The sequence below is a fragment of the Cryobacterium sp. AP27 genome, from assembly GCF_056680495.1.
The window spans coordinates 180158-199889 of sequence record NZ_CM155285.1 but is presented as its reverse complement, the minus strand read 5'-3'; the positions used below and the strand labels follow the sequence as shown (position 1 = coordinate 199889).

The following is a 19732-nucleotide window of genomic DNA, read 5'->3' as shown; positions in this document are numbered from 1 at the left end:
GTTATTCTCCAGTATCAAAAAATCGAAAGGCAGTCGCGAAGACGAGCCTTAGTTGGTCTCTTCTTCGTAGCCGCTGTAGAAGTGCGCTCCGTCGAATCCGGGAACCGAATCCTTCAGGGACAGGCCGAGCTCAACGAGCTTGTCCTTTACCTCGTCAACCGACTTCTGTCCGAAGTTGCGGATGTTCATCAGCTGGGTCTCCGAGAGGGCGACCAGTTCGCTGACGTTGTTGATGCCTTCACGCTTGAGGCAGTTGTACGAACGAACCGACAGGTCCAGGTCTTCGATCGGAATCGACAACTCGGTCGAGAGCACGGCGTCAACCGGCGCGGGGCCGATCTCGATGCCCTCGGCTGCGGTGTTGAGCTCGCGGGCCAGACCGAACAGTTCGGTCAGCGTACGACCGGACGATGCGATGGCGTCGCGAGGCGTGATCGCGGACTTGGTCTCCACGTCGACGACGAGGCGGTCGAAGTCGGTACGCTCACCGGCGCGAGTTGCCTCGACACGGTAGGTCACCTTGAGGACGGGCGAGTAGATCGAGTCGACCGGAATCTGGCCGGCCTCGGAGAACTCACTGCGGTTCTGGGCGGATGACACGTAGCCACGGCCACGCTCAATGGTCAGTTCAAGTTCGAACTTGGCATTGTCGTTGAGGGTTGCGATGACCAGCTCGGGGTTGTGAACCTCGACCCCGGCCGGAGCCGAGATGTCAGCGGCGGTAACCTGGCCGGCACCCTGCTTGCGCAGGTATGCGGTGATGGGCTCGTCGTGCTCGCTCGAGACGACGAGGCCCTTGATGTTCAGGATGATTTCGGTGACATCTTCTTTTACACCGGGAACGGTGCTGAACTCGTGCAGCACGCCATCGATACGGATGCTGGTAACAGCAGCGCCCGGGATCGAGGAGAGCAGGGTGCGGCGGAGCGAGTTCCCGAGGGTGTAACCGAAACCAGGTTCGAGCGGCTCGATGATGAACCGGGACCGGAACTCCGAGATGTTCTCTTCGGTGAGCGTGGGACGCTGTGCAATAAGCACTGTTAATTCCTTTCGGCGAAGTGTCCGCTATATGACACTTGCAATGACGTGTTTACAAATTCTGAAAGGGTCGAAGCCGGGCGCCCGGTAAGAAACCCGACGCCCAGCCTGAGGTTGAACGGGCTCATCTGGAACGATGAGCCCTTTCAGCACAAGGAATTAAACGCGACGACGCTTCGGCGGGCGGCAACCATTGTGCGCCTGAGGAGTGACGTCGTTGATCGAGCCGACCTCGAGGCCAGCGGCCTGAAGTGAACGGATCGCGGTTTCGCGTCCCGATCCGGGGCCCTTGACGAAGACGTCAACCTTCTTCATACCGTGCTCCTGAGCCTGGCGCGCGGCCGACTCTGCAGCGAGCTGTGCGGCGAAAGGGGTCGACTTACGCGAACCCTTGAAGCCAACCTGGCCCGAAGAGGCCCAGCTGATGACGGCACCAGTGGTGTCGGTGATCGAAACGATCGTGTTGTTGAAGGTGCTCTTGATGTGGGCCTGGCCCACAGCAACGTTCTTCTTCTCTTTCTTACGCGGCTTCCGTACTGCCGACTTGGGTTGTGCCATGAATTTCTCCTGAATCCTAAAGGCGAGCGCGGGCTAGGCCGGGGCCTAGCGCGACTTCTTCTTGCCGGCTACGGTGCGCTTCGGGCCCTTGCGGGTGCGAGCGTTGGTCTTGGTGCGCTGTCCACGCACGGGCAGGCCCTTGCGGTGACGGATTCCCTCGTAGCTGCCAATCTCGACCTTGCGGCGGATGTCAGCGGCAACCTCACGGCGGAGGTCACCCTCAACCTTGAAGGTTACTTCGATGTAGTCACGGAGCAGGACGAGCTGGTCGTCGCTCAAATCCTTGACTCGGATGTTTCCATCGATGGCGGTGTCGGCGAGGGTCTTTACAGCCCTCGTGCGGCCAACACCGTAAATGTAAGTCAATGCAACTTCCACGCGCTTATCGCGCGGAATGTCAACGCCGGCTAGACGTGCCATTGTGTCTCCTGTTAATGATTGGAGGTCTGTAGCAGTTCCTGTACATCGGCCTCCAACCGATGGTGTCGCCCCTCGGGGTTCCCGGAACTGCTATCGATATTTAGTTACTAGGCAGAACATCAACCGACTCGCTGAGCCGATTGAGACTAACCCTGGCGCTGCTTGTGACGCGGGTTGTCGCAAATGACCATCACATTGCCGTTACGGCGGATGACCTTGCACTTCTCACAGATCTTCTTGACGCTGGGCTTAACCTTCATGGTGATTCCTTCTAGTCGCTGTCTTCGTGCCGAGTCTCGGTGATCGTGTCTCTACGATCGGGCCGGGACCGGCCGTTACTTACAGCATCCGTTACTTGTAGCGGTAGACGATCCGGCCTCGGGTCAGATCGTAAGGGCTCAACTCAACGATCACGCGGTCCTCTGGAAGGATGCGGATGTAGTGCTGACGCATCTTGCCCGAGATGTGGGCAAGTACTCTGTGGCCGTTGGACAGCTCAACGCGAAACATCGCGTTGGGCAGAGCTTCGACTACCGCGCCCTCGATTTCGATGACACCGTCTTTTTTGGCCATAGCCTCACTGTCGCTCTTTGTATTGATTGCTGGTCATGCGTGGATGTGGTGTTCGGACACGCCGCAATTGACGTTACCGGACACCAAGGGTCAATCTTATGGTACGAACTTGCCTTTTGGCAATTCAGTCCTATAATCCTTGGGCGCGCCGCACCTCGAGGAGCACGTGTTCGTACAGCGGATGCGCCGCGTCGAGGCCGCAGACCTGCTGCACGACGTGCTCCGCGCTCTCGGCCCGCAACATCCGCTGCAACGTGGCACTCTGCTCGTCATCCGCAACCGAAAAGCGCAGGGCGGCCCCGATGGCTGCGAGCAGCGCCACGGGCGTCACGCCCCCCTCGGCGATCTCCGCCGCCGGGCCGATGAAGCGCTCATTGCGGCTGAGCTTGCGCATCGGCTGCCGCCCCACCCGCTCGACGGTGTCGAGCAGGGCGGGGTTGCTGAACCGGGTGAGGATCTTCTCCCGGTAGGAGCGCTGGGCGTCGACGTCGAGACCGTGCTTGTCCACCAGCAGCGCCGAGGTCTCTTCGAGCACGCTGCGAACGGCCTTCACGACGGAGGGCACATCGAGCGCCTCGGCGATGGTGGTCACACCGGCCTGACTGCCGAAATACGCGATGGTCGCGTGTCCGGTGTTCACGGTGAAGAGCTTGCGCTCGATGTAGGGCTCGAGGTTGTCCACGAAGGTCGCGCCGGGAATGACGGGAACCTCGTCGCCGAAAGCACCACGCTCGATGACCCACTCGTAGAAGGCCTCCACCGTTACTGTGAGGCCGGCGTCGGCTGCCTGGTTCGGCACGATACGGTCGACGGCGGTGTTGGCAAACGCGGCGCGCGCCGACACCGCGGGCCAGTCGGCTCCGGTCACGTGGCTGCGCACGTTCTCGGCGAGCAGATCCGTGGCGTTGATGGCGTTCTCGCAGGCCATCACGGCCACACGAGGGAGCGACGCGGACCGACGGGCCAGACCGGCCGCGATGACCGGAGCCACGAACTTGAGAATGTTCGGGCCAACGGCTGTTGTGACGACGTCGGCCGTGGCAATCTCGTCGATCAACGCTTGCGTATCGGTGGCGCTGTTGATGGCGCGAAACCCCTGCACGGTGTGTTGCCTGGCCCCCTCCCCCATCTCGTGCACTTCGTAGCTGGGAGCCGCGTGCAGCGCATCGATAAGAGCCGAATTCACATCGGCGAAGACAACCTCGTACCCGGCGTCATGCAGCAGGAGACCGACGAAACCGCGTCCGATGTTGCCTGCGCCGAAGTGAATGGCTTTCATTCTGCGTTGACCTCCTCAAGCAGGGCAAAGATGTCCTCTGCCGAACCGGCATCGACGAGTTTTTGTACCTCGTCCTGATCGGAGAACACGATGGCGATCTTCGACAGAATCTCCAGGTGCTCGTTGTTCAGACCGGCGATGGCCACCGCGAACCGCACCGGCTGGCCGTTCCAGTCGATCGGGTCCGTGTAGCGCACGAGCGAGAGCGCCGAACGAAGGATGGATTCCTTTGCGTCGTTGGTGCCGTGCGGGATGGCCAGGCCGTTGCCCATGAACGTGGAAACGGATGCTTCCCGTTCAAACATGGACGCCACATAGTCCTCGTTCACGGCGCCTGATGTGACCAGCAGCGCACCGGCCTCACGAATAGCCTCATCCCGGGTGCGGGCCGTTCCGGCCGCGATCACGTTTCGAGGTTCGAGGATTTGGCTCATGAGGTGACTCCTTCATTCTTCTGGGTTTCCAGCAGGCCGACGATGTCATCGTACTTCGGGCTGTTCATGAAATTGTCGACCGAGACGTGCATGGAGTCGGGTGACATTGTGCGTGCCCGGTCCGTCAGGTCCTGGTGGGTGATGACGAGGTCGGCGCTGCCGTCGAGGTTCGCGATCGACTGGTTGACCACGGTGATGCCGTCAATGCCGGCCTTCTTGACCTTGTTGCGCAATACGGATGCGCCCATGGCGCTGGAGCCCATACCGGCGTCGCACGCGAACACGATGTTGTGCACAGGGCGGCTGTCGGAAGCGGCCGCGCCGGCGCCGGCGAGTCCGCCGAGGACGCTGCTGGACTTGCCCTTGAGCGTCTCCGTTTTGGCGACGGCACCGGTGAGGTCTCCGTCGAGGCCGCTGGCGATGTCGCGCTTACGGCTGGACCGCAGAATGACCGCGGCGATCAGGAACGACACCGTTGCGGCGCCGATCACGGACAGGATGACGCCGACGTAGCTGTCCGACGACGTCTGCAGGAGCACGGCGAAGATACTGCCTGGTGAGGCGGGCGCGCGCAGGCCGGTGCCGAATGCAACGTTGATCGCAACGCCCGTCATGCCGCCGCCGATGGCCGCAAGGATGAGCATCGGCTTCATGAGCACGTAGGGGAAGTAGATCTCGTGGATGCCACCGAGGAACTGGATGATGATCGCTCCGGGCGCGCTGGCCCGGGCCAGGCCCAGACCGAAGAACGTGAAGGCGAGCAGGATACCGAGGCCGGGGCCGGGGTTCGCTTCGATCAGGAACAGCAGGGACTTGCCGGATTCGGCCACCTGCTGCACGCCGATCGGCGTGAACACGCCGTGGTTGATGGCGTTGTTGAGGAACAGCACCTTGCCGGGCTCCACCAGGATGCTCGCGAGCGGCAACAGGTTGTTGGTGACGAGCCAGTTGACGCCGGCTTCGAGCGCGGAACTGAACGCGGTCACAACCGGGGCGATACCGAAGAACGCACCAAACGCGAGGATCGCGCCGAGGATTCCGGCGGAGAAGTTGTCGATCAGCATCTCGAAGCCGGGCTTGACCTTGCCGGCCCACAGGCTATCGAGCTTCTTGAGCAGGTAGGCCGAGAGCGGGCCGACGAGCATGGCGCCGATGAACATCGGGATCTCACTGCCGACGATGACACCCATGGTGGCGATCGTGGCGATGACGCCTCCGCGGACGCCGTAGACCATCCGGCCGCCGGTGTTGGCGATGAGCAGTGGGAGCAGGTACACGATCATCGGGCCGACCATCAGGGCGGCCGTTTCGTTCGGGGTCCAGCCGGTCGGGATGAAGAACGCCGTGATGAGGCCCCATGCGATGAATGCCGCGATGTTGGGCATGATCATTCCGCTGAGGAACGTGCCGAAGCGCTGCACATGCACGCGGGCTCCCCCGCTTGTGTTTCGTGTGTCAGTTGACGTCGTCGTCATTTCAGTGCCTTTCTCGGGTGTGCTGCTGAGGGTGCTGCGAGGTGGGTGTTGCTGTTTTCTTCAGAAACGTGCAGGTTTGTTGGGTTCGCGGCGGCCGCGGTGACGAGCTGGCGAGCGGATGCGGCGTCGTCGGCCCCGAGGGCTATCCGCGCGAAGGCGACGGCCTGCTCCCGCGTGAACTGCGCGAGCGTGGCGCGCACGTCGGCGAGGCCGGACGCCGACATGGACAGGCTTGTGGCGCCCAGGCCGACGAGGACCACAGCCAGCAGCGGGTCGGCCGCGGCCTCGCCGCACACGCCCACCGGTTTGCCGAGGGCGGATCCGGCGGCGCCGACCTCACCGACCAGGCGCAGAACGGCGGGGTTCCACGGATCCTGGAATCCGGCGACGGTGCCGAGCATCCGGTCTGCGGCAAGCGTGTACTGGGTGAGGTCGTTCGTTCCGATGGACGCGAAGTCGGCGTGCGCGAGGATCCGATCGGCCAGCAGGGCCGCGGAGGGGACCTCCACCATGACCCCGGCGGTGCGCAGCCCCAGTTCGCGGGCGACGGCGACGAAGTATTTCGTCTCCTCGACGGTGGCGACCATCGGGGCCATCACCCACAGTTCGGCGTCGGTCGCGGCATCCGCGTGGGCGAGGGCCGTGAGCTGGTCGCGAAGGATGTTCTCCGACGCGCGCAGTGCCCGCAGGCCGCGGAGCCCGAGCGCCGGGTTCTCCTCGCGTGCATCGTTAAGAAAGGCCAGCGGCTTGTCGGCCCCGGCATCGAGGGCGCGAACGACCACCTTCTTGCCCTGGAAGGCGCGCAGCATCCGCTCGTACTGAGCCGCCTGCTCGGCAACGGTCGGCGCGGTCACCGAGTCGAGGAACAGGAACTCGGTGCGGAACAGCCCAACGCCCTCGGCGCCGAGGGCCACAGCCTGCTCGGCACCGTCGGCGGAGCCGAGGTTGGCGAGCAGCGGAATCGGCGACCCATCGGCGAGGCGACCCGGCGTGGTGGGAGCCTGAGCGAGTGCGGCACGGGCCGCGATGCGGGCCTGCGCGTCGGCGAGCTGTTCGGGCGTCGGCCGTGCAATGACGACTCCGTTGGCGGCATCCAGGATCACCTCGGTACCCTCATCGAGGTCGGCGGCGAGCGTCGCGCCAACGAGGGCGACGATGGATTTCTCTCGCGCCAGAATCGCTGTGTGCGAGGTGGGTCCACCGTCGATGGTCACGAGGCCGAGCACCTTGTCGAGGTCGAGCGTTGCCGTGTCGGCAGGGGCGAGGTCACGGGCGACAAGAATGAACGGATGTCCGGGGTCGGGCACCCCGGGCGCCGCCACGCCGGAGAGGCTCGCGATGACCCGGCGGGACACATCGTCGAGGTCCCCGGCGCGCTCCGCCATGTACCCGCCGAGTTCGGTGAGCATGTCGCGGAAGGCGGCGAAGGCTTCGAAGACGGCACGTTCGGCGGTGGCTCCGGCCGCCATCCGCACGACGACGTCATCGACGACGGTGGGGTCCTCCGCCATCATGGCCTGCGCCTCCAGCACCTCACCGGCGGTGCCGCCGGCGCGTTCACCGCGGGCGGTCAGGTCGACGGCAACACTGCGCAAGGCCTGGGTCGCCCGCACGCCTTCCTCCTGCGGGGTGAGGGCGCTCGCGGCAGCGGTGGGTTCGGGCAGGGGTTCCGTCATGCGAACGATGCGTCCCACGGCGATGCCGCGGCCGATGCCGATTCCCGCAATTTCGGTGAGCGTGTCCATGGGGTGCCTTATGCGTCGTGGTCCGTGAGCAGCAGCCCGGCGAGTTCGTCGAGGACGCTCTCCGCGTTGTCACCCTCGGTCGCGAGTGTCACCTCGTCGCCGTGGTTGATGCCGAGGGAGATGACCCCGAGGATGCTGGCGGCGTTGGCGCTCTTCCCACCGGTCTTCGTGATGGTGACCGGGGTTCCGGCGGCGGCGGCGGCCTGGCTGAAGAGTTTCGCGGGGCGGGCGTGCAGGCCGTGGGTGGAACCGATCTGGACTGTTCGTTCGAGCATGGCGGGGCCTTTCATTTCGTGCGTGAGGTCGTGGTCAAGGGCAAGGTTGAGGGCTGCCTCGCCGTCGCGTGCGGCGAAGACGGAGGCGGGCAGCAGCCGGGCGCGAACTCCCAACAGGCCGGCCTGCCTGCGGATGGCCTCGAACCTCTCGGCGAGGTGCGGGCCGACGAGCAGAACATCCGTCGCCGGCATGGTGTCGGCGAGATCGGATTCGCTTCCGGCGGTCACGTGAACGTCGAGGCCGCGGTGGGCTGCCGTGCGGCGCACGCGCAGCGCGACGAAGGTGCTCGACGCACCGGCACCACAGACAACGTGAATCCTCATTGATTCGCCCCTTCTCGGCTCACTTTAGGCTCCTCCCAGTGTGAGCCAACCCCCTTAAAGCGGCCACCAGACACTTTTCCGCTCCCCCGGAAGCGGTCCTCCCGTGTCGCACCGAATCCGGTGCCTTGGCGGAATAGGTGACTACGATCGGGAGTATGGGAGTAGCAGCAGGCAGGGACGCACAATGCGGCTCCATAGCCGGGCAGCGCGCGGCGGATCTGAACAATGAGTAGCAAGCAGACGCGCATGCTCGACTACCTGGTGCGCTCTCCCGGCTGGGTGACCGCGTCCGAACTTGCCGATATCCTCGGCGTCACGCCACGCAGCGTGCGCAGCTACGTCACGAACGTGAAGGCTGCTGCGCATCCGCTGCCCTTGGTCGAGTCTGGTCCGGCCGGCTACCGGCTGAACCGCGACGCGTACGCCGCTTTCCGCTCGGCGCAACCGCTGCGGCCCGCGGACGCCGATACGCCGCAGAGCCGCCTGTACCAACTCGTGCGACGCCTCACCGACGGGGACCGTGGAATCGACGTGTACGAGCTCGCGGCGGACATGTTCGTGAGCGATTCAACGACGGAGGCAGACCTCGGGCGCGTTCGCGCGTTGCTGCCCGAGTCCGGCCTGACGCTGTCCCGCCAGGGCAGCGTCGTTACGCTCATCGGGTCTGAAAACGACCGCCGCAAACTTCTCAGCCGCATGTTCAGGGACGAGAGCAAGCGCGGCCTGCTGGAACTCGCCGCCATCCAGCAAGAGTTCGCCTCGGAGAGCCTTGAGGCATTCAAAACGGACCTCATTTCGATGCTCGACACCCAGGGCTATTTCGTCAATGAATTCGGTACCAACAATGTGCTCTTGCACGTGGCGATTGCCGTGGATCGGGTCGGCAAGCGGGCCGGTCCCGACCCGGCGTCGGTCTCCCCCGCAGCGCTGCCCACGTCGATCAACGCCGACATGACCTCCGCATTGGCCGGGCTCATCGCGACTCACTTTGCCGTGGCGCTCGACGAGGTCGACATCGCCTATCTGGTTGCCCTGCTCAAGACCCGCGTCGTGACGCCCGGGAACGCTCAGCCCCCGGAGATCTTCGCTCAGGCGTTCGCCCGCGCCGACGACCTGGCCGTGGTACGCCAGATCGTCAGCCAGGCCAGCGAGGAGTATCTCGTAGACCTCGCCGACGAGGAGTTCATCACCCGCCTCACCCTGCATGTGCGCAACCTCATCGACCGCGCGCAGCAAAGCGAATACTCACGCAATCCGCTCACGCGGTCGATCAAGACCTCATATCCGATGACCTACGAACTCGCCGTCTTCATCGCCAGCGAACTGCAGCGGCACGAGCAAATCCTGATCAACGATGATGAGATCGCCTACATCGCCATGCACGTGGGATCCCACCTGGAGCAGCAGGCCAACACCGTGGAGCGGGTCACGTGTGTGATCGTGTGCCCGAACTATTACACGATGCACGTGCAGCTGAGGCAGCGCATCGAGCGGGTGCTCGGAGACGACCTCACCGTCGTGGCCCAGATTACCCGAAGCGATGTGCATTGGGACGAGCTGCGGGCCGATCTCGTGCTCACGACCATTGAACCTCCCGTACCGTCAGCTGCCGTCATCGTCATCCAGCCCTTCCTCACCGAGGGCGACATCGACCGCATCCGTCAGGCCGCCATGAGGGTTCGCCGTCACCGTCGCCGGGCCCAGATCAAGGACGATCTGCTGCAGTTCTTCGATGAATCGCTGTTCCTGCGCAACTTCTATGCGGCCGATGAAGAGAGCATGATCCGCGAGCTCGGCGGCCGCATGGTGCGTCAGGGTGTGATCGACGAGGCTCACGTCGACGGCGTCCTCGAGCGTGAGCGGATGTCGTCGACCGCGTTCACCGACAACCTCGCGGTGCCGCACGCCATGGCGATGACCGCAAAACGCACGTCCATCGCGATCGTGATCAACGATTCTCCGATGGACTGGGGCGACAGTCGGGTCACGGTGGTGGCCCTGATCGCGTTCAGCGCCGCCGGCCGGTCGTCGTTCCAGTCAGTCTTCGATCAGTTCGTCGAGGTCTTCGCCGAACGAACCGACGTTCAGCACCTGATCAGACGCTCGGTGGACTTTCCGTCGTTCATCGACGCCCTGGTGCAGCTGATGGACAAGTAGCCCGTCGCCTCAGGGGATCGGAACGGGAACAATGCCGAACTGGGCGAGACCCGCGGCGCCGCCGTCTTCGGCGGTGAGTACCCAGATGCCGTCCTGGTGCACGGCGATGCTGTGTTCCCAGTGGGCGGCGGCGAGGCCGTCGGTGGTGGCGATGGTCCAGTCGTCGGGACGTACCGTCGTGTCGATCGACCCCATGACGACCATCGGTTCAATGGCGACGACGAGCCCTGGCTTGATCGCCGGGCCGCGGGTGCGCACGCGGTAGTTGAAGACGGGCGGGTCCTCGTGCATCGCTTCTCCGATGCCGTGCCCCACGTAGTCAGTCAGGATCCCGTAGGAACCCTGACTCTCCACATAGTCTTCGATCGCGTCGCCGACCTCGTTGAGCCACCGGCCGGTCGCCAGGACGGCAATACCGTGCCACAGCGACTGCTCCGTGACGTCCGACAGCTTCTGGCGCTCGGCCACCACGTCGGGGCGTTCGGGGTCCGGGATGACGACGCTGAACGCCGCATCGCCGTTCCACCCCTCAATGATGGCGCCGCTGTCAACCGACACGATGTCGCCGGGAACGAGGACTCGCCCGCCGGGGATGCCGTGCACGACCTCCTCGTTGACCGATGCGCACACCGTGTGGTTGTAGCCCTCTTCGAGCTGGAAATTGGATTTTCCGCCGAGCGCAACGATGGCGGCCTCCGCCGCGGCATCCAGGTCAAGGGTAGTGGCGCCGGGAACGGCAGCCGCCCGGGCCGCGGCGAGCGATGCCGCCGTGGCCCGGCCGGGAGCGACCATCAGTCGCAGCTGGGCCGGGGTTTTGTATATTGAGCGACGAAAGCTCACAGGTTCCTACAGACTAGCTACGACGGTGTCGCAGCCTATTCGATGGTGTTGACGGCGTGCAGTCCCCGGTCGGCCAGGGCCGTGAGGATCCGGTCGGTCACAACATTCACGGCGCCGAGGCCGTCGATGGTGATGACGAGGCCGCGTGCGTTGTACACGTCGATCAGCGGGGCGGTCTGCTCCGCGTAGACGCCGAGGCGGTGACGGATGACGTCGGCGGTGTCGTCGGCGCGTCCCTGCTCTTCGGCGCGCTTCAGCAGCCGGGAGACGACCTCATCGGTGTCGGCCGTGATCAGCACAACGGCGTCGAGCCTGGTGCCCTCGGCCTCGAGCAGACGGTCGAGCTCCGCGACCTGGTCAGTTGTGCGCGGGTACCCGTCGAGCAGGAATCCGGCGGCAGCGTCGGCTTCCTCGAGGCGGTCCTTCACGATGGCGTTGGTCAGCGAGTCGGGAACGTACGCCCCGGCGTCGATGAACGCTTTCACCTGCAGTCCGAGATCGGTCTCGTTCTTCACATTGAACCGGAAGATGTCTCCGGTCGAGACGGCCGGAACGTCAAAGGTCTCGGCCAGACGCGTGGCCTGCGTGCCTTTGCCCGCGCCGGGCGGACCAATCAAGAGCAGTCGAGTCATTTAAGGAGCCCCTCGTAATGTCGCTGTTGCAGTTGCGAGTCGATCTGTTTGACCGTCTCGAGCCCGACGCCGACGACGATCAGAATACTCGCGCCACCGAACGGGAAGTTCTGGTCCGCTCCGATTACCGAGAAGGCAACGAGCGGTAGCAGTGCGATCAGGCCGAGGTAGATCGATCCCGGAAGCGTGATGCGGGTCAGCACGAAGTCGAGGTACTCGGCCGTCGGCCGTCCGGCACGGATGCCGGGGATGAATCCGCCATACTTCTTCATGTTGTCGGCGACTTCTTCGGGGTTGAACGTGATGGCCACGTAGAAGTAGGTGAAGCCGATGATGAGGAGGAAGTACATCGCCATGTAGAGCGGGTGATCGCCCTGCGTGAGGTTGTTCGTGATCCAGATCACCCAGGGCGCCGGCGACTGGCCCGCGGGGGCCTGGTTGAACTGGGCGATGAGCGCGGGCAGGTACAGCAGGGAGGAGGCGAAGATCACCGGGATGACGCCGGCCATGTTGACCTTGATCGGGATGTACGTGTTGTTACCGCCGTAGGTACGTCGCCCGACCATGCGCTTGGCATACTGCACGGGAATGCGCCGCTGGGACTGTTCAACGAACACCACCGCAGCGACGACCAGAAGTCCTACCGCGAGCACGAGGAACAGAACGTCGAGGCCCTGCGCGGTGCCGATGGCGGTGAGCGACGTCGGGAAGAGCGCTGCGATTGAAACGAAAATCATCAGCGACATGCCGTTGCCCACACCACGTTCGGTGACGAGCTCACCCATCCACATGATCACGCCGGTACCGGCCGTCATCGTGATGACCATCAGCATGATGGCGTACCAGGCGTCGTTGGTGATCAACTGCGTGCACTCGGTGCTGGCGGATGTCCCGAAGAGGGCGCCGCTGCGTGCCACGGTGATGAGCGTGGTCGACTGCAGGATACCGAGGGCAATGGTGAGGTACCGGGTGTACTGGGTCAGAGTGCTCTGACCGGAGGCACCCTCTTTATAGAGGGTGTCGAAGTGGGGAATGACCACGCGCAGCAGCTGCACGATGATCGAGGCCGTGATGTACGGCATGATGCCGAGTGCAAACACGGACAGTTTGAGCAGCGCGCCACCGCTGAACAGGTTCACCAGCTCATAGAGGCCGCTGGTGCCCTGGTTGGCTGCAAGACAGGCCTGCACGTTGCCGAAGTCCACGAAGGGGGCAGGGATGAACGAGCCCAGTCGGAACAAGGCAATAATGCCCAGGGTGAAGCCGATCTTCTTTCGAAGATCAGGCGTGCGGAAAATCCGCGCAATGGCGCTAAACAACAAAGGCCTCCAGTTTGTAACCGTAAAACGAGCTTAACGCAGATCGAGCCTGTCGAAAGCCACCAACGATTCTCGATTGGTGGCCCCGACAGGCTCGACGTGTGCGTCTAGGGAATTACTTTACAGATCCACCAGCGGCGACGATCTTCTGCAGTGCGGAGCCAGAGACCTTGTCGACCGATACGGTCAGCTTAACTGTAAGTTCACCGTTACCGAGAACCTTGACTTTCTCGTTGTCCCGGACTGCGCCCTTGGCGACCAGGCCGGCGATGGTGACATCTCCGCCGGTCGGGTACAGCTCTTCGAGACGCTCCAGGTTTACAACCTGGTACTCGACCCGGAACGGGTTCTTGAATCCACGCAGTTTCGGAGTGCGCATGTGCAGAGGCATCTGCCCACCCTCGAAGCCGATACGCACGTTGTAGCGCGCCTTCGTACCCTTGGTTCCACGACCCGCGGTCTTACCCTTGGATCCTTCACCACGGCCTACGCGCTGGCGGGCCTTCTTTGCTCCGGGAGCCGGGCGAAGGTGGTGTACCTTCAGCACGTGCTCGCGGGGCGCGGTCGGCTCGGCCTTGACTGCGGCAGCAGCGGCGGGCGCCTTCTTTGCGGCAGCCTTGGGAGCCGCCGCCTTCTTCGTGGCGGGCTTGTCGGCTACCGTTTTGGTAGCTTCCTTCTCGTCAGCCATTAGTCAATCTCCTCGACCTTCACGAGGTGAGCGACGGTGTTGACGTAGCCACGGTTCTGCGAGTTGTCCTCGCGGATCGTGACGGCGCCAATGCGTCGGAGACCCAGGCTGCGAAGCGTGTCGCGCTGGTTCTGCTTCTCACTAATTTTGGACTTGATCTGGGTGATCCTCAGCTGAGCCATCACTCACCTGCCTTTGCTTTTGCTGCAGCGGCTGCAGCGGCATCGGCACGAAGGAAACGGGCCGGGGCCACGTCCTCGTATGCGAGGCCGCGGCGAGCCGCAACCGCACGCGGCTCTTCGAGCTGGTGCAGTGCCTCCACCGTGGCGTGCACGATGTTGATGGTGTTCGACGAACCGAGCGACTTGCTCAGAACGTCGTGGATGCCGGCGCACTCCAGTACGGCGCGCACCGGGCCACCGGCGATAACGCCGGTACCTGCTGCGGCCGGACGAAGCAGAACAACGCCTGCTGCGGCCTCACCCTGAACGGGGTGCGGGATGGTCAGACCAACGCGAGGAACGCGGAAGAAGTTCTTCTTCGCTTCGTCGACGCCCTTGGAGATAGCGGTCGGCACCTCGCGGGCCTTGCCGTATCCAACGCCGACCAGTCCGTTGCCGTCTCCGACGACGACGAGAGCGGTGAAGCTGAAGCGACGACCACCCTTGACGACCTTGGAAACACGGTTGATGGTGACGACGCGCTCCAGGAACTGGCTCTTGTCGGCATCGCGGCTACCGCGGTCCTTGTTCGGGTTGCGCTCACGGCCACCACGACGAGCCTCGCGAGGCTCGTTCTGTGCGGGTGCCGTTGAAGCAGCGGTTTCCACCGGTGCTTCGGCGACTGCAGCGGGTGCAGTTGTTTCGGTCTTGCTGGTTTCAGTGCTCACAGGTTCAATCCACCCTCTCGAGCTCCATCAGCGATGGCTGCGACGCGTCCCGCGTACTTGCTGCCACCACGGTCAAATACAACGGACTCGATCCCGGCGGCTTTCGCGCGCTCAGCAACAAGTTCGCCGACCTTGCGGGCCTTGGCGGTCTTGTCACCATCGAAGGTGCGCATGTCAGTCTCGAGAGTGGATGCCGACGCGAGGGTGAAACCCTTGCTGTCGTCAACGACCTGGACGAATACGTGGCGTGCTGAACGCGTGACGACGAGGCGCGGGCGAAGCGCCGTACCCTCGACCTTCTTGCGCAGACGTGTGTGCCTGCGTCCGCGGGCAGCAGATTTGCTCTTGCCTCTAGTTCCCAGTCCCATGGCTTACTTACCACTCTTTCCGGCCTTGCGGCGAACAATCTCGCCGGCGTAACGCACACCCTTGCCCTTGTAAGGCTCAGGCTTGCGAATTTTACGAATGTTGGCGGCGACCTCGCCGACAGCCTGCTTGTCGATTCCGCTGACCGTGAGCTTGTTGACGCTCTCGACGGTCAAAACGATTCCGACGGGGGGCTCGACGATCACCGGGTGCGAGAAGCCGAGGGCGAACTCAACGGAGGTGCCCTTCTGCGCTGCGCGGTAACCGGTACCGACGATTTCGAGGCCCTTGGTGTAACCAACGGTTACGCCAATGATCTGGTTGTTGATCAGGGTACGAGTCAGACCGTGCAGCGAACGCGAAACGCGCTCGTCGTTCGGACGGATGACGAGTACGTGACCGTCCTCGATCTTGACCTCGATGGGCTTGGCGACGACGAGTGCGAGCTCGCCCTTCGGGCCCTTGACGGAGACGGCCTGGCCGTCAGCCTCAACCGTGACCCCAGCGGGGATCGGGATGGGCAATCTTCCAATACGTGACATTCTCGGTTACCACACGTAGGCGAGTACTTCTCCGCCTACGCCCTTCTTCTCAGCCTGGCGGTCGGTGAGCAGACCGCTGGAGGTGGACAGGATGGCAACGCCGAGGCCACCGAGAACCATAGGGATCTCAGCTGACTTTGCGTACACGCGAAGCCCGGGCTTGGAAACCCGCTTGATACCCACGATGGAACGCTCACGGTTCGGACCGAACTTCAGGTCGAGCGTGAGGGTCTGGCCAACGCGAGCATCGGTTACGGTCCAGGCTGAAATGTAGCCCTGGGCCTTGAGGATGTCTGCGATGTGCGCTTTCAATTTGCTGTTCGGCATCGACACTGTGTCGTGGTACGCCGAGTTAGCGTTGCGCAGTCTGGTCAGCATGTCTGCGACCGGATCTGTCATTGTCATTTTGTGGTGCCTTTCTCGCCTGGTTTCGCCCACCCGTTACACGGATGACGACCTGTGGTGGTGAGGGGGCCGGTCGAATGACCGGCCCCCGTGGGTGAAGTTATTGCGCTGGACCTGAAGTCCTCAACACTGTTGAGGTCCTTACTAAGCGCAAGCTCCCAACACTAGCCGAAATTGACTAGTTGTGCTGGCTACTTGGTTTCAGCCGACTTGAACGGGAAGCCGAGCGCCTTGAGCAGCGCGCGACCCTCGTCGTTGTTCTTGGCGGTCGTCACAACAGTGATGTCCATACCGCGAATACGGTCGATGCGGTCCTGATCGATCTCGTGGAACATAACCTGTTCCGTGAGACCGAAGGTGTAGTTTCCGTTGCCGTCGAACTGCTTGTCCGAGAGGCCGCGGAAGTCGCGGATACGCGGAAGAGCGAGGCTCAGCGTGCGGTCGAGGAACTCCCACATGCGGTCGCCACGAAGGGTGACGTGCGCGCCGATGGGCTGGCCCTCACGCAGTTTGAACTGCGCGATCGACTTGCGAGCCTTGGTGACCTGCGGCTTCTGGCCGGTGATCTTGGTGAGGTCAGAAACCGCACCATCCATCACCTTGCCGTCGCGCGCTGCTTCTCCGACACCCATGTTGACAACGATCTTCGTCAGCGTGGGGATGCGGTGAACATTGGTGAATCCAAGGTCAGCGGAAAGCTGAGCGCGAATTTCGCTCGTGTACTTCTGCTTGAGCCGCGGCTGGATTTTGCCAGCCGGAGCCGCAGCTTCTGTTGCTACTGCGGAGTCAGTCATTAGAGGTCCTTACCCGACTTCTTGGCGTAACGAACGCGGACAGTCTTGGTGACGCCGTCCTTCGTTACCTCTTCGGTGCGGAAGCCGACGCGTGTCGGCTTCTTGGTCTCCGGGTCGACGATCGCAACGTTGGACACGTGAACAGCTGCCTCGAACGTCTCGATGCCGCCGGTCTTGGTGCCGCGCTGGGTCTGGCCAACGCGAACGTGCTTGGTCACGAAGTTGATGCCCTCAACGAGGACACGGTTCTTCTCGACGTCGACAGAGATGATCTTGCCCTGCTTGCCTTTGTCGCCTCCGCGAGCCTGGCTACGGCCGGTGATGACCTGGACGAGGTCGCCCTTTTTGATTCTGGCCATGATTAAATAACCTCCGGTGCCAGCGAGATGATCTTCATGAACTTCTTGTCGCGAAGCTCGCGACCGACCGGTCCGAAGATTCGGGTGCCGCGGGGGTCACCGTCAGCCTTCAAGATCACTGCAGCGTTCTCATCGAACTTGATGTACGAACCGTCTGAACGACGGGTCTCCTTCTTGGTGCGAACGATGACAGCTTTGACGATGTCACCCTTCTTGACGTTGCCGCCCGGGATGGCGTCCTTGACCGTGGCGACGATGACGTCGCCGAGTCCGGCGTAACGACGGCCGGAGCCTCCGAGAACGCGGATGGTCAGGAGTTCCTTGGCGCCGGAGTTGTCGGCAACCTTGACGCGTGATTCTTGCTGAAGCATTTGTTACTCCTCTGTAGTCAAGTAAGCGCGGGGCTTACTTGGCCTTCTCAAGAATCTCGACCAGGCGCCAGCGCTTGGAAGCGCTGAGCGGCCGGGTCTCACTGATCAGGACCAGGTCACCGATGCCGGCAATGTTGCCCTCATCGTGTGCCTTCAGCTTGGACGTACGGCGGATGACCTTGCCGTACAGCGGGTGCTTTACGCGGTCTTCGACCACGACAATGATGGTTTTATTCATCTTGTCGCTGGTCACGTAGCCGCGCAGCGTCTTGCGGTAACCGCGCACGAGAGCTTCAGTCTCGGCTGCGACGACCTTATCGTCAGTCTTCGCCATGACTAGGCCTCCTTCGTGTCGACGGTCTCGGCTGCAGCGTCGTCGGTGGACTCCACTGCGGCCTTGGCCTTCTTGGTCTTCTTCTCTGCCTTGTCAGCCTTGGCCGGAGCCGGGGCTGCAACGGGAGTGGCACGAATGCCGAGCTCACGTTCGCGCAGAACGGTGTAGATGCGAGCGATGTCGCGCTTCACGGCGCGCAGGCGGCCGTGGCTTTCGAGCTGGCCGGTAGCCGACTGGAAGCGCAGGTTGAACAGCTCTTCCTTCGCCTTCTTCAGCTCGTCGAACAGTCGCTCATTTTCAAAGGTGTCGAGCTCGACTGGGGCGAGCTCCTTGGTTCCGATCGCCATTATGCGTCGCCCTCCTCGCGCTTGATGATGCGTGCCTTGAGGGGCAGCTTGTGAATAGCGCGGGTCAGCGCTTCGCGGGCAACGGCGTCGGTGACACCGCTGAGCTCGAAGAGAACGCGACCCGGCTTGACGTTGGCAACCCACCACTCGACAGAACCCTTACCGGAACCCATGCGGGTTTCGGCCGGCTTCTTGGTGAGCGGGCGGTCGGGGTAGATGTTGATCCACACCTTTCCGCCACGCTTGATGTGACGCGTCATGGCGATACGAGCGGACTCGATCTGACGGTTGGTCACATATGCGGGGCTCATCGCCTGGATACCGTACTCACCGAACGACACCGTCGTGCCACCAGTTGCCTGGCCGGAACGGCCGGGGTGGTGCTGCTTGCGGTGCTTGACTCTGCGTGGAATCAACATTATTTAGCCTCAACTCCTGCTGCGACCGGTGCTGCAGCTGCTGCAGTTGCCGGAGCATCTACGCGGGGCGCACGGCGCGGTCGGTCGTCACGACGCTCGGGGCGGGACGACTTAGCGTTGGCCTGCTCGCGAGCGAGTTCCTTGTTGGTGATGTCGCCCTTGTAGATCCAGACCTTCACGCCGATACGGCCGAAGGTGGTCTTGGCTTCGTAGAAGCCGTAGTCGATGTTCGCACGAAGCGTGTGCAGCGGCACACGGCCTTCGCGGTAGAACTCCGAACGGCTCATCTCAGCGCCACCGAGACGACCGGAAACCTGGATGCGAACACCCTTGGCTCCGGCGCGCTGGGCGCCCTGCATGCCCTTACGCATCGCGCGGCGGAAAGCCACACGAGCGGAGAGCTGCTCGGCGATGCCCTGGGCGACAAGCTGTGCATCCTGCTCGGGGTTCTTGACCTCGAGGATGTTCAGCTGGATCTGCTTGGCGGTGAGCTTCTCGAGGTCGGAGCGGATGCGCTCGGCTTCCGCGCCGCGGCGACCAATCACAATGCCCGGACGGGCGGTGTGAATGTCAACGCGAACACGATCGCGAGTGCGCTCGATCTCGATGCGAGAAACGCCGGCACGGTCGAGGCTCTTGCCCAACAGGCTGCGGATCTTGACGTCTTCTGCAACAAAGTCAGCGTAACGCTGACCGGGCTTCGTGCTGTCAGAGAACCAACGCGACACGTGGTCGGTCGTGATTCCCAGACGGAAGCCATAGGGGTTTACTTTCTGACCCATTACTTCGTACCCTCCTCAGGAGTGGTGAGCACAACCGTGATGTGGCTGGTGCGCTTCTTGATTTCGAAAGCGCGACCCTGTGCGCGAGCCTGGAAACGCTTGAGGGTCGTGCCCTCGTCAACGAATGCCCGACTGATGAACAGGTCCTGCTCGTCCAGATACGTGTTCGCAGCATCTGCCTTGACCCGGGCGTTGGCGATGGCCGAGGCCACCAGCTTGTACACCGGATCGCTCGCACCCTGGGGTGCGAACTTCAGAATGCCCAGCGCTTCATGCGCCTGCTTGCCGCGAATCAAGTTGACGACGCGACGAGCCTTCTGGGGGGTAACGCGGATGTGACGCACGCGTGCGATCGACTCCACCATTT

At 63.1% G+C, this 19732-nt stretch carries 28 protein-coding genes and 1 pseudogene; 1 reads left to right on the top strand and 28 read right to left on the bottom strand.

Annotated elements, in window-relative coordinates; translation table 11 throughout:
* Nucleotides 1-48: 48 nt before the first annotated feature.
* The 11 genes and pseudogenes from AC1MB9_RS01000 to AC1MB9_RS00950 form a co-directional block, all read right to left on the bottom strand.
* On the bottom strand, nucleotides 49-1038 hold the full coding sequence (locus tag AC1MB9_RS01000) for a DNA-directed RNA polymerase subunit alpha (RefSeq protein WP_479963187.1): 990 nt from the start codon (nucleotides 1036-1038) through the stop codon (nucleotides 49-51).
* A 159-nt stretch (nucleotides 1039-1197) separates the two neighbouring features.
* Nucleotides 1198-1596 carry a 30S ribosomal protein S11 gene (gene rpsK, locus AC1MB9_RS00995; RefSeq protein WP_092107270.1) on the bottom strand — a complete coding sequence of 133 codons (399 nt, stop codon included), beginning with the start codon at nucleotides 1594-1596 and terminating at the stop codon, nucleotides 1198-1200.
* Nucleotides 1597-1641: 45 nt separating this feature from the next.
* Nucleotides 1642-2016 carry a 30S ribosomal protein S13 gene (rpsM, locus tag AC1MB9_RS00990; RefSeq protein WP_479963186.1) on the bottom strand — a complete coding sequence of 125 codons (375 nt, stop codon included), beginning with the start codon at nucleotides 2014-2016 and terminating at the stop codon, nucleotides 1642-1644.
* A 146-nt stretch (nucleotides 2017-2162) separates the two neighbouring features.
* Nucleotides 2163-2276 carry a 50S ribosomal protein L36 gene (gene rpmJ, locus AC1MB9_RS00985; RefSeq protein WP_035880836.1) on the bottom strand — a complete coding sequence of 38 codons (114 nt, stop codon included), beginning with the start codon at nucleotides 2274-2276 and terminating at the stop codon, nucleotides 2163-2165.
* Nucleotides 2277-2367: 91 nt separating this feature from the next.
* Nucleotides 2368-2589: a translation initiation factor IF-1 gene (infA, locus tag AC1MB9_RS00980; RefSeq protein ID WP_035834638.1), complete on the bottom strand. Its 222-nt coding sequence runs from the start codon at nucleotides 2587-2589 to the stop codon at nucleotides 2368-2370.
* Nucleotides 2590-2719: 130 nt separating this feature from the next.
* Complete coding sequence (locus AC1MB9_RS00975) at nucleotides 2720-3868, bottom strand: mannitol-1-phosphate 5-dehydrogenase (protein WP_479963185.1); 1149 nt, start codon at nucleotides 3866-3868, stop codon at nucleotides 2720-2722.
* Nucleotides 3865-4302: a PTS mannitol transporter subunit IIA gene (locus AC1MB9_RS00970; RefSeq protein ID WP_479963184.1), complete on the bottom strand. Its 438-nt coding sequence runs from the start codon at nucleotides 4300-4302 to the stop codon at nucleotides 3865-3867. The genes AC1MB9_RS00975 and AC1MB9_RS00970 overlap by 4 nt, the downstream gene beginning before the upstream one ends.
* Nucleotides 4299-5777, bottom strand: coding sequence for a PTS mannitol transporter subunit IIBC (locus AC1MB9_RS00965; RefSeq protein ID WP_479963183.1), 1479 nt, complete (start codon nucleotides 5775-5777; stop codon nucleotides 4299-4301). Before AC1MB9_RS00965 ends, AC1MB9_RS00970 begins: the two co-directional genes overlap by 4 nt.
* Nucleotides 5774-7522, bottom strand: coding sequence for a phosphoenolpyruvate--protein phosphotransferase (ptsP, locus tag AC1MB9_RS00960; protein ID WP_479963182.1), 1749 nt, complete (start codon nucleotides 7520-7522; stop codon nucleotides 5774-5776). The genes AC1MB9_RS00965 and ptsP overlap by 4 nt, the downstream gene beginning before the upstream one ends.
* 8 nt (nucleotides 7523-7530) lie before the next feature.
* Nucleotides 7531-7797 carry an HPr family phosphocarrier protein gene (locus AC1MB9_RS00955; RefSeq protein ID WP_479964555.1) on the bottom strand — a complete coding sequence of 89 codons (267 nt, stop codon included), beginning with the start codon at nucleotides 7795-7797 and terminating at the stop codon, nucleotides 7531-7533.
* A gap of 129 nt (nucleotides 7798-7926) precedes the next feature.
* Nucleotides 7927-8121, bottom strand: a pseudogene (locus AC1MB9_RS00950) (PTS sugar transporter subunit IIB); the annotation flags it as partial.
* A gap of 225 nt (nucleotides 8122-8346) precedes the next feature.
* Here AC1MB9_RS00950 and AC1MB9_RS00945 point away from each other — a divergent pair.
* Complete coding sequence (locus tag AC1MB9_RS00945; protein WP_479963181.1) at nucleotides 8347-10278, top strand: BglG family transcription antiterminator; 1932 nt, start codon at nucleotides 8347-8349, stop codon at nucleotides 10276-10278.
* A gap of 9 nt (nucleotides 10279-10287) precedes the next feature.
* Here AC1MB9_RS00945 and map read toward each other — a convergent pair whose 3' ends face one another.
* The 17 genes from map to rplV all read right to left on the bottom strand — a co-directional run bounded on the left by map (nucleotide 10288) and on the right by rplV (nucleotide 19730).
* Nucleotides 10288-11118, bottom strand: a complete 831-nt coding sequence (gene map / locus AC1MB9_RS00940; RefSeq protein ID WP_479963180.1) for a type I methionyl aminopeptidase — start codon at nucleotides 11116-11118, stop codon at nucleotides 10288-10290.
* A gap of 35 nt (nucleotides 11119-11153) precedes the next feature.
* Nucleotides 11154-11750: an adenylate kinase gene (locus tag AC1MB9_RS00935; RefSeq protein WP_479963179.1), complete on the bottom strand. Its 597-nt coding sequence runs from the start codon at nucleotides 11748-11750 to the stop codon at nucleotides 11154-11156.
* Nucleotides 11747-13069, bottom strand: coding sequence for a preprotein translocase subunit SecY (secY, locus tag AC1MB9_RS00930; RefSeq protein WP_479963178.1), 1323 nt, complete (start codon nucleotides 13067-13069; stop codon nucleotides 11747-11749). Before secY ends, AC1MB9_RS00935 begins: the two co-directional genes overlap by 4 nt.
* 115 nt (nucleotides 13070-13184) lie before the next feature.
* Nucleotides 13185-13757: a 50S ribosomal protein L15 gene (gene rplO / locus AC1MB9_RS00925; RefSeq protein WP_479963177.1), complete on the bottom strand. Its 573-nt coding sequence runs from the start codon at nucleotides 13755-13757 to the stop codon at nucleotides 13185-13187.
* Nucleotides 13757-13939 (bottom strand): 50S ribosomal protein L30, encoded by a 183-nt coding sequence (gene rpmD, locus AC1MB9_RS00920; RefSeq protein ID WP_174775401.1) that lies wholly within the window; start codon nucleotides 13937-13939, stop codon nucleotides 13757-13759. The genes rplO and rpmD overlap by 1 nt, the downstream gene beginning before the upstream one ends.
* A complete protein-coding gene (gene rpsE, locus AC1MB9_RS00915; RefSeq protein ID WP_479963176.1) occupies nucleotides 13939-14646 on the bottom strand; it encodes a 30S ribosomal protein S5 in 708 nt (235 codons plus the stop codon). Before rpsE ends, rpmD begins: the two co-directional genes overlap by 1 nt.
* Nucleotides 14643-15014: a 50S ribosomal protein L18 gene (gene rplR / locus AC1MB9_RS00910; protein ID WP_134172609.1), complete on the bottom strand. Its 372-nt coding sequence runs from the start codon at nucleotides 15012-15014 to the stop codon at nucleotides 14643-14645. The genes rpsE and rplR overlap by 4 nt, the downstream gene beginning before the upstream one ends.
* A 3-nt stretch (nucleotides 15015-15017) precedes the next feature.
* Nucleotides 15018-15554, bottom strand: coding sequence for a 50S ribosomal protein L6 (rplF, locus tag AC1MB9_RS00905; protein ID WP_479963175.1), 537 nt, complete (start codon nucleotides 15552-15554; stop codon nucleotides 15018-15020).
* 6 nt (nucleotides 15555-15560) lie between these two features.
* Complete coding sequence (rpsH, locus tag AC1MB9_RS00900) at nucleotides 15561-15959, bottom strand: 30S ribosomal protein S8 (RefSeq protein WP_479963174.1); 399 nt, start codon at nucleotides 15957-15959, stop codon at nucleotides 15561-15563.
* A 191-nt stretch (nucleotides 15960-16150) separates the two neighbouring features.
* Nucleotides 16151-16753: a 50S ribosomal protein L5 gene (gene rplE, locus AC1MB9_RS00895; protein ID WP_479963173.1), complete on the bottom strand. Its 603-nt coding sequence runs from the start codon at nucleotides 16751-16753 to the stop codon at nucleotides 16151-16153.
* Nucleotides 16753-17112: a 50S ribosomal protein L24 gene (gene rplX / locus AC1MB9_RS00890; RefSeq protein WP_479963172.1), complete on the bottom strand. Its 360-nt coding sequence runs from the start codon at nucleotides 17110-17112 to the stop codon at nucleotides 16753-16755. Before rplX ends, rplE begins: the two co-directional genes overlap by 1 nt.
* Nucleotides 17113-17114: 2 nt before the next feature.
* The gene (rplN, locus tag AC1MB9_RS00885; protein ID WP_479963171.1) at nucleotides 17115-17483 is read right to left on the bottom strand and encodes a 50S ribosomal protein L14; all 369 of its coding nucleotides are present in this window, start codon (nucleotides 17481-17483) and stop codon (nucleotides 17115-17117) included.
* 34 nt (nucleotides 17484-17517) lie between these two features.
* Complete coding sequence (rpsQ, locus tag AC1MB9_RS00880; protein ID WP_479963170.1) at nucleotides 17518-17817, bottom strand: 30S ribosomal protein S17; 300 nt, start codon at nucleotides 17815-17817, stop codon at nucleotides 17518-17520.
* A gap of 2 nt (nucleotides 17818-17819) precedes the next feature.
* On the bottom strand, nucleotides 17820-18164 hold the full coding sequence (gene rpmC, locus AC1MB9_RS00875; protein WP_479963169.1) for a 50S ribosomal protein L29: 345 nt from the start codon (nucleotides 18162-18164) through the stop codon (nucleotides 17820-17822).
* Nucleotides 18164-18583, bottom strand: a complete 420-nt coding sequence (rplP, locus tag AC1MB9_RS00870) for a 50S ribosomal protein L16 (RefSeq protein WP_479963168.1) — start codon at nucleotides 18581-18583, stop codon at nucleotides 18164-18166. Before rplP ends, rpmC begins: the two co-directional genes overlap by 1 nt.
* The gene (rpsC, locus tag AC1MB9_RS00865) at nucleotides 18583-19365 is read right to left on the bottom strand and encodes a 30S ribosomal protein S3 (RefSeq protein ID WP_479963167.1); all 783 of its coding nucleotides are present in this window, start codon (nucleotides 19363-19365) and stop codon (nucleotides 18583-18585) included. Before rpsC ends, rplP begins: the two co-directional genes overlap by 1 nt.
* Nucleotides 19365-19730 carry a 50S ribosomal protein L22 gene (rplV, locus tag AC1MB9_RS00860; protein WP_035834614.1) on the bottom strand — a complete coding sequence of 122 codons (366 nt, stop codon included), beginning with the start codon at nucleotides 19728-19730 and terminating at the stop codon, nucleotides 19365-19367. Before rplV ends, rpsC begins: the two co-directional genes overlap by 1 nt.
* Nucleotides 19731-19732: the final 2 nt, after the last annotated feature.

Bases quoted from the DNA above. Each gene is read 5' to 3' on its own strand.
- rplE (WP_479963173.1), bottom strand. From the start codon at position 16,753: ATGACTGACTCCGCAGTAGCAACAGAAGCTGCGGCTCCGGCTGGCAAA.
- AC1MB9_RS00970 (WP_479963184.1), bottom strand. From the start codon at position 4,302: ATGAGCCAAATCCTCGAACCTCGAAACGTGATCGCGGCCGGAACGGCC.
- rplN (WP_479963171.1), bottom strand. From the start codon at position 17,483: ATGCTTCAGCAAGAATCACGCGTCAAGGTTGCCGACAACTCCGGCGCC.
- rpmJ (WP_035880836.1), bottom strand. From the start codon at position 2,276: ATGAAGGTTAAGCCCAGCGTCAAGAAGATCTGTGAGAAGTGCAAGGTC.
- rplP (WP_479963168.1), bottom strand. From the start codon at position 18,583: ATGTTGATTCCACGCAGAGTCAAGCACCGCAAGCAGCACCACCCCGGC.
- AC1MB9_RS00935 (WP_479963179.1), bottom strand. From the start codon at position 11,750: ATGACTCGACTGCTCTTGATTGGTCCGCCCGGCGCGGGCAAAGGCACG.
- rpsM (WP_479963186.1), bottom strand. From the start codon at position 2,016: ATGGCACGTCTAGCCGGCGTTGACATTCCGCGCGATAAGCGCGTGGAA.
- rpsK (WP_092107270.1), bottom strand. From the start codon at position 1,596: ATGGCACAACCCAAGTCGGCAGTACGGAAGCCGCGTAAGAAAGAGAAG.
- rpsH (WP_479963174.1), bottom strand. From the start codon at position 15,959: ATGACAATGACAGATCCGGTCGCAGACATGCTGACCAGACTGCGCAAC.
- AC1MB9_RS00965 (WP_479963183.1), bottom strand. From the start codon at position 5,777: ATGACGACGACGTCAACTGACACACGAAACACAAGCGGGGGAGCCCGC.
- rpmC (WP_479963169.1), bottom strand. From the start codon at position 18,164: ATGGCGATCGGAACCAAGGAGCTCGCCCCAGTCGAGCTCGACACCTTT.
- ptsP (WP_479963182.1), bottom strand. From the start codon at position 7,522: ATGGACACGCTCACCGAAATTGCGGGAATCGGCATCGGCCGCGGCATC.
- infA (WP_035834638.1), bottom strand. From the start codon at position 2,589: ATGGCCAAAAAAGACGGTGTCATCGAAATCGAGGGCGCGGTAGTCGAA.
- rplF (WP_479963175.1), bottom strand. From the start codon at position 15,554: ATGTCACGTATTGGAAGATTGCCCATCCCGATCCCCGCTGGGGTCACG.
- rplX (WP_479963172.1), bottom strand. From the start codon at position 17,112: ATGGCCAGAATCAAAAAGGGCGACCTCGTCCAGGTCATCACCGGCCGT.
- rpmD (WP_174775401.1), bottom strand. From the start codon at position 13,939: ATGGCTCAGCTGAGGATCACCCAGATCAAGTCCAAAATTAGTGAGAAG.
- AC1MB9_RS00955 (WP_479964555.1), bottom strand. From the start codon at position 7,797: ATGCTCGAACGAACAGTCCAGATCGGTTCCACCCACGGCCTGCACGCC.
- rplV (WP_035834614.1), bottom strand. From the start codon at position 19,730: ATGGTGGAGTCGATCGCACGCGTGCGTCACATCCGCGTTACCCCCCAG.
- AC1MB9_RS00975 (WP_479963185.1), bottom strand. From the start codon at position 3,868: ATGAAAGCCATTCACTTCGGCGCAGGCAACATCGGACGCGGTTTCGTC.
- rpsC (WP_479963167.1), bottom strand. From the start codon at position 19,365: ATGGGTCAGAAAGTAAACCCCTATGGCTTCCGTCTGGGAATCACGACC.
- AC1MB9_RS00945 (WP_479963181.1), top strand. From the start codon at position 8,347: ATGAGTAGCAAGCAGACGCGCATGCTCGACTACCTGGTGCGCTCTCCC.
- rpsQ (WP_479963170.1), bottom strand. From the start codon at position 17,817: ATGGCGAAGACTGACGATAAGGTCGTCGCAGCCGAGACTGAAGCTCTC.
- rplR (WP_134172609.1), bottom strand. From the start codon at position 15,014: ATGGGACTGGGAACTAGAGGCAAGAGCAAATCTGCTGCCCGCGGACGC.
- rplO (WP_479963177.1), bottom strand. From the start codon at position 13,757: ATGGCTGACGAGAAGGAAGCTACCAAAACGGTAGCCGACAAGCCCGCC.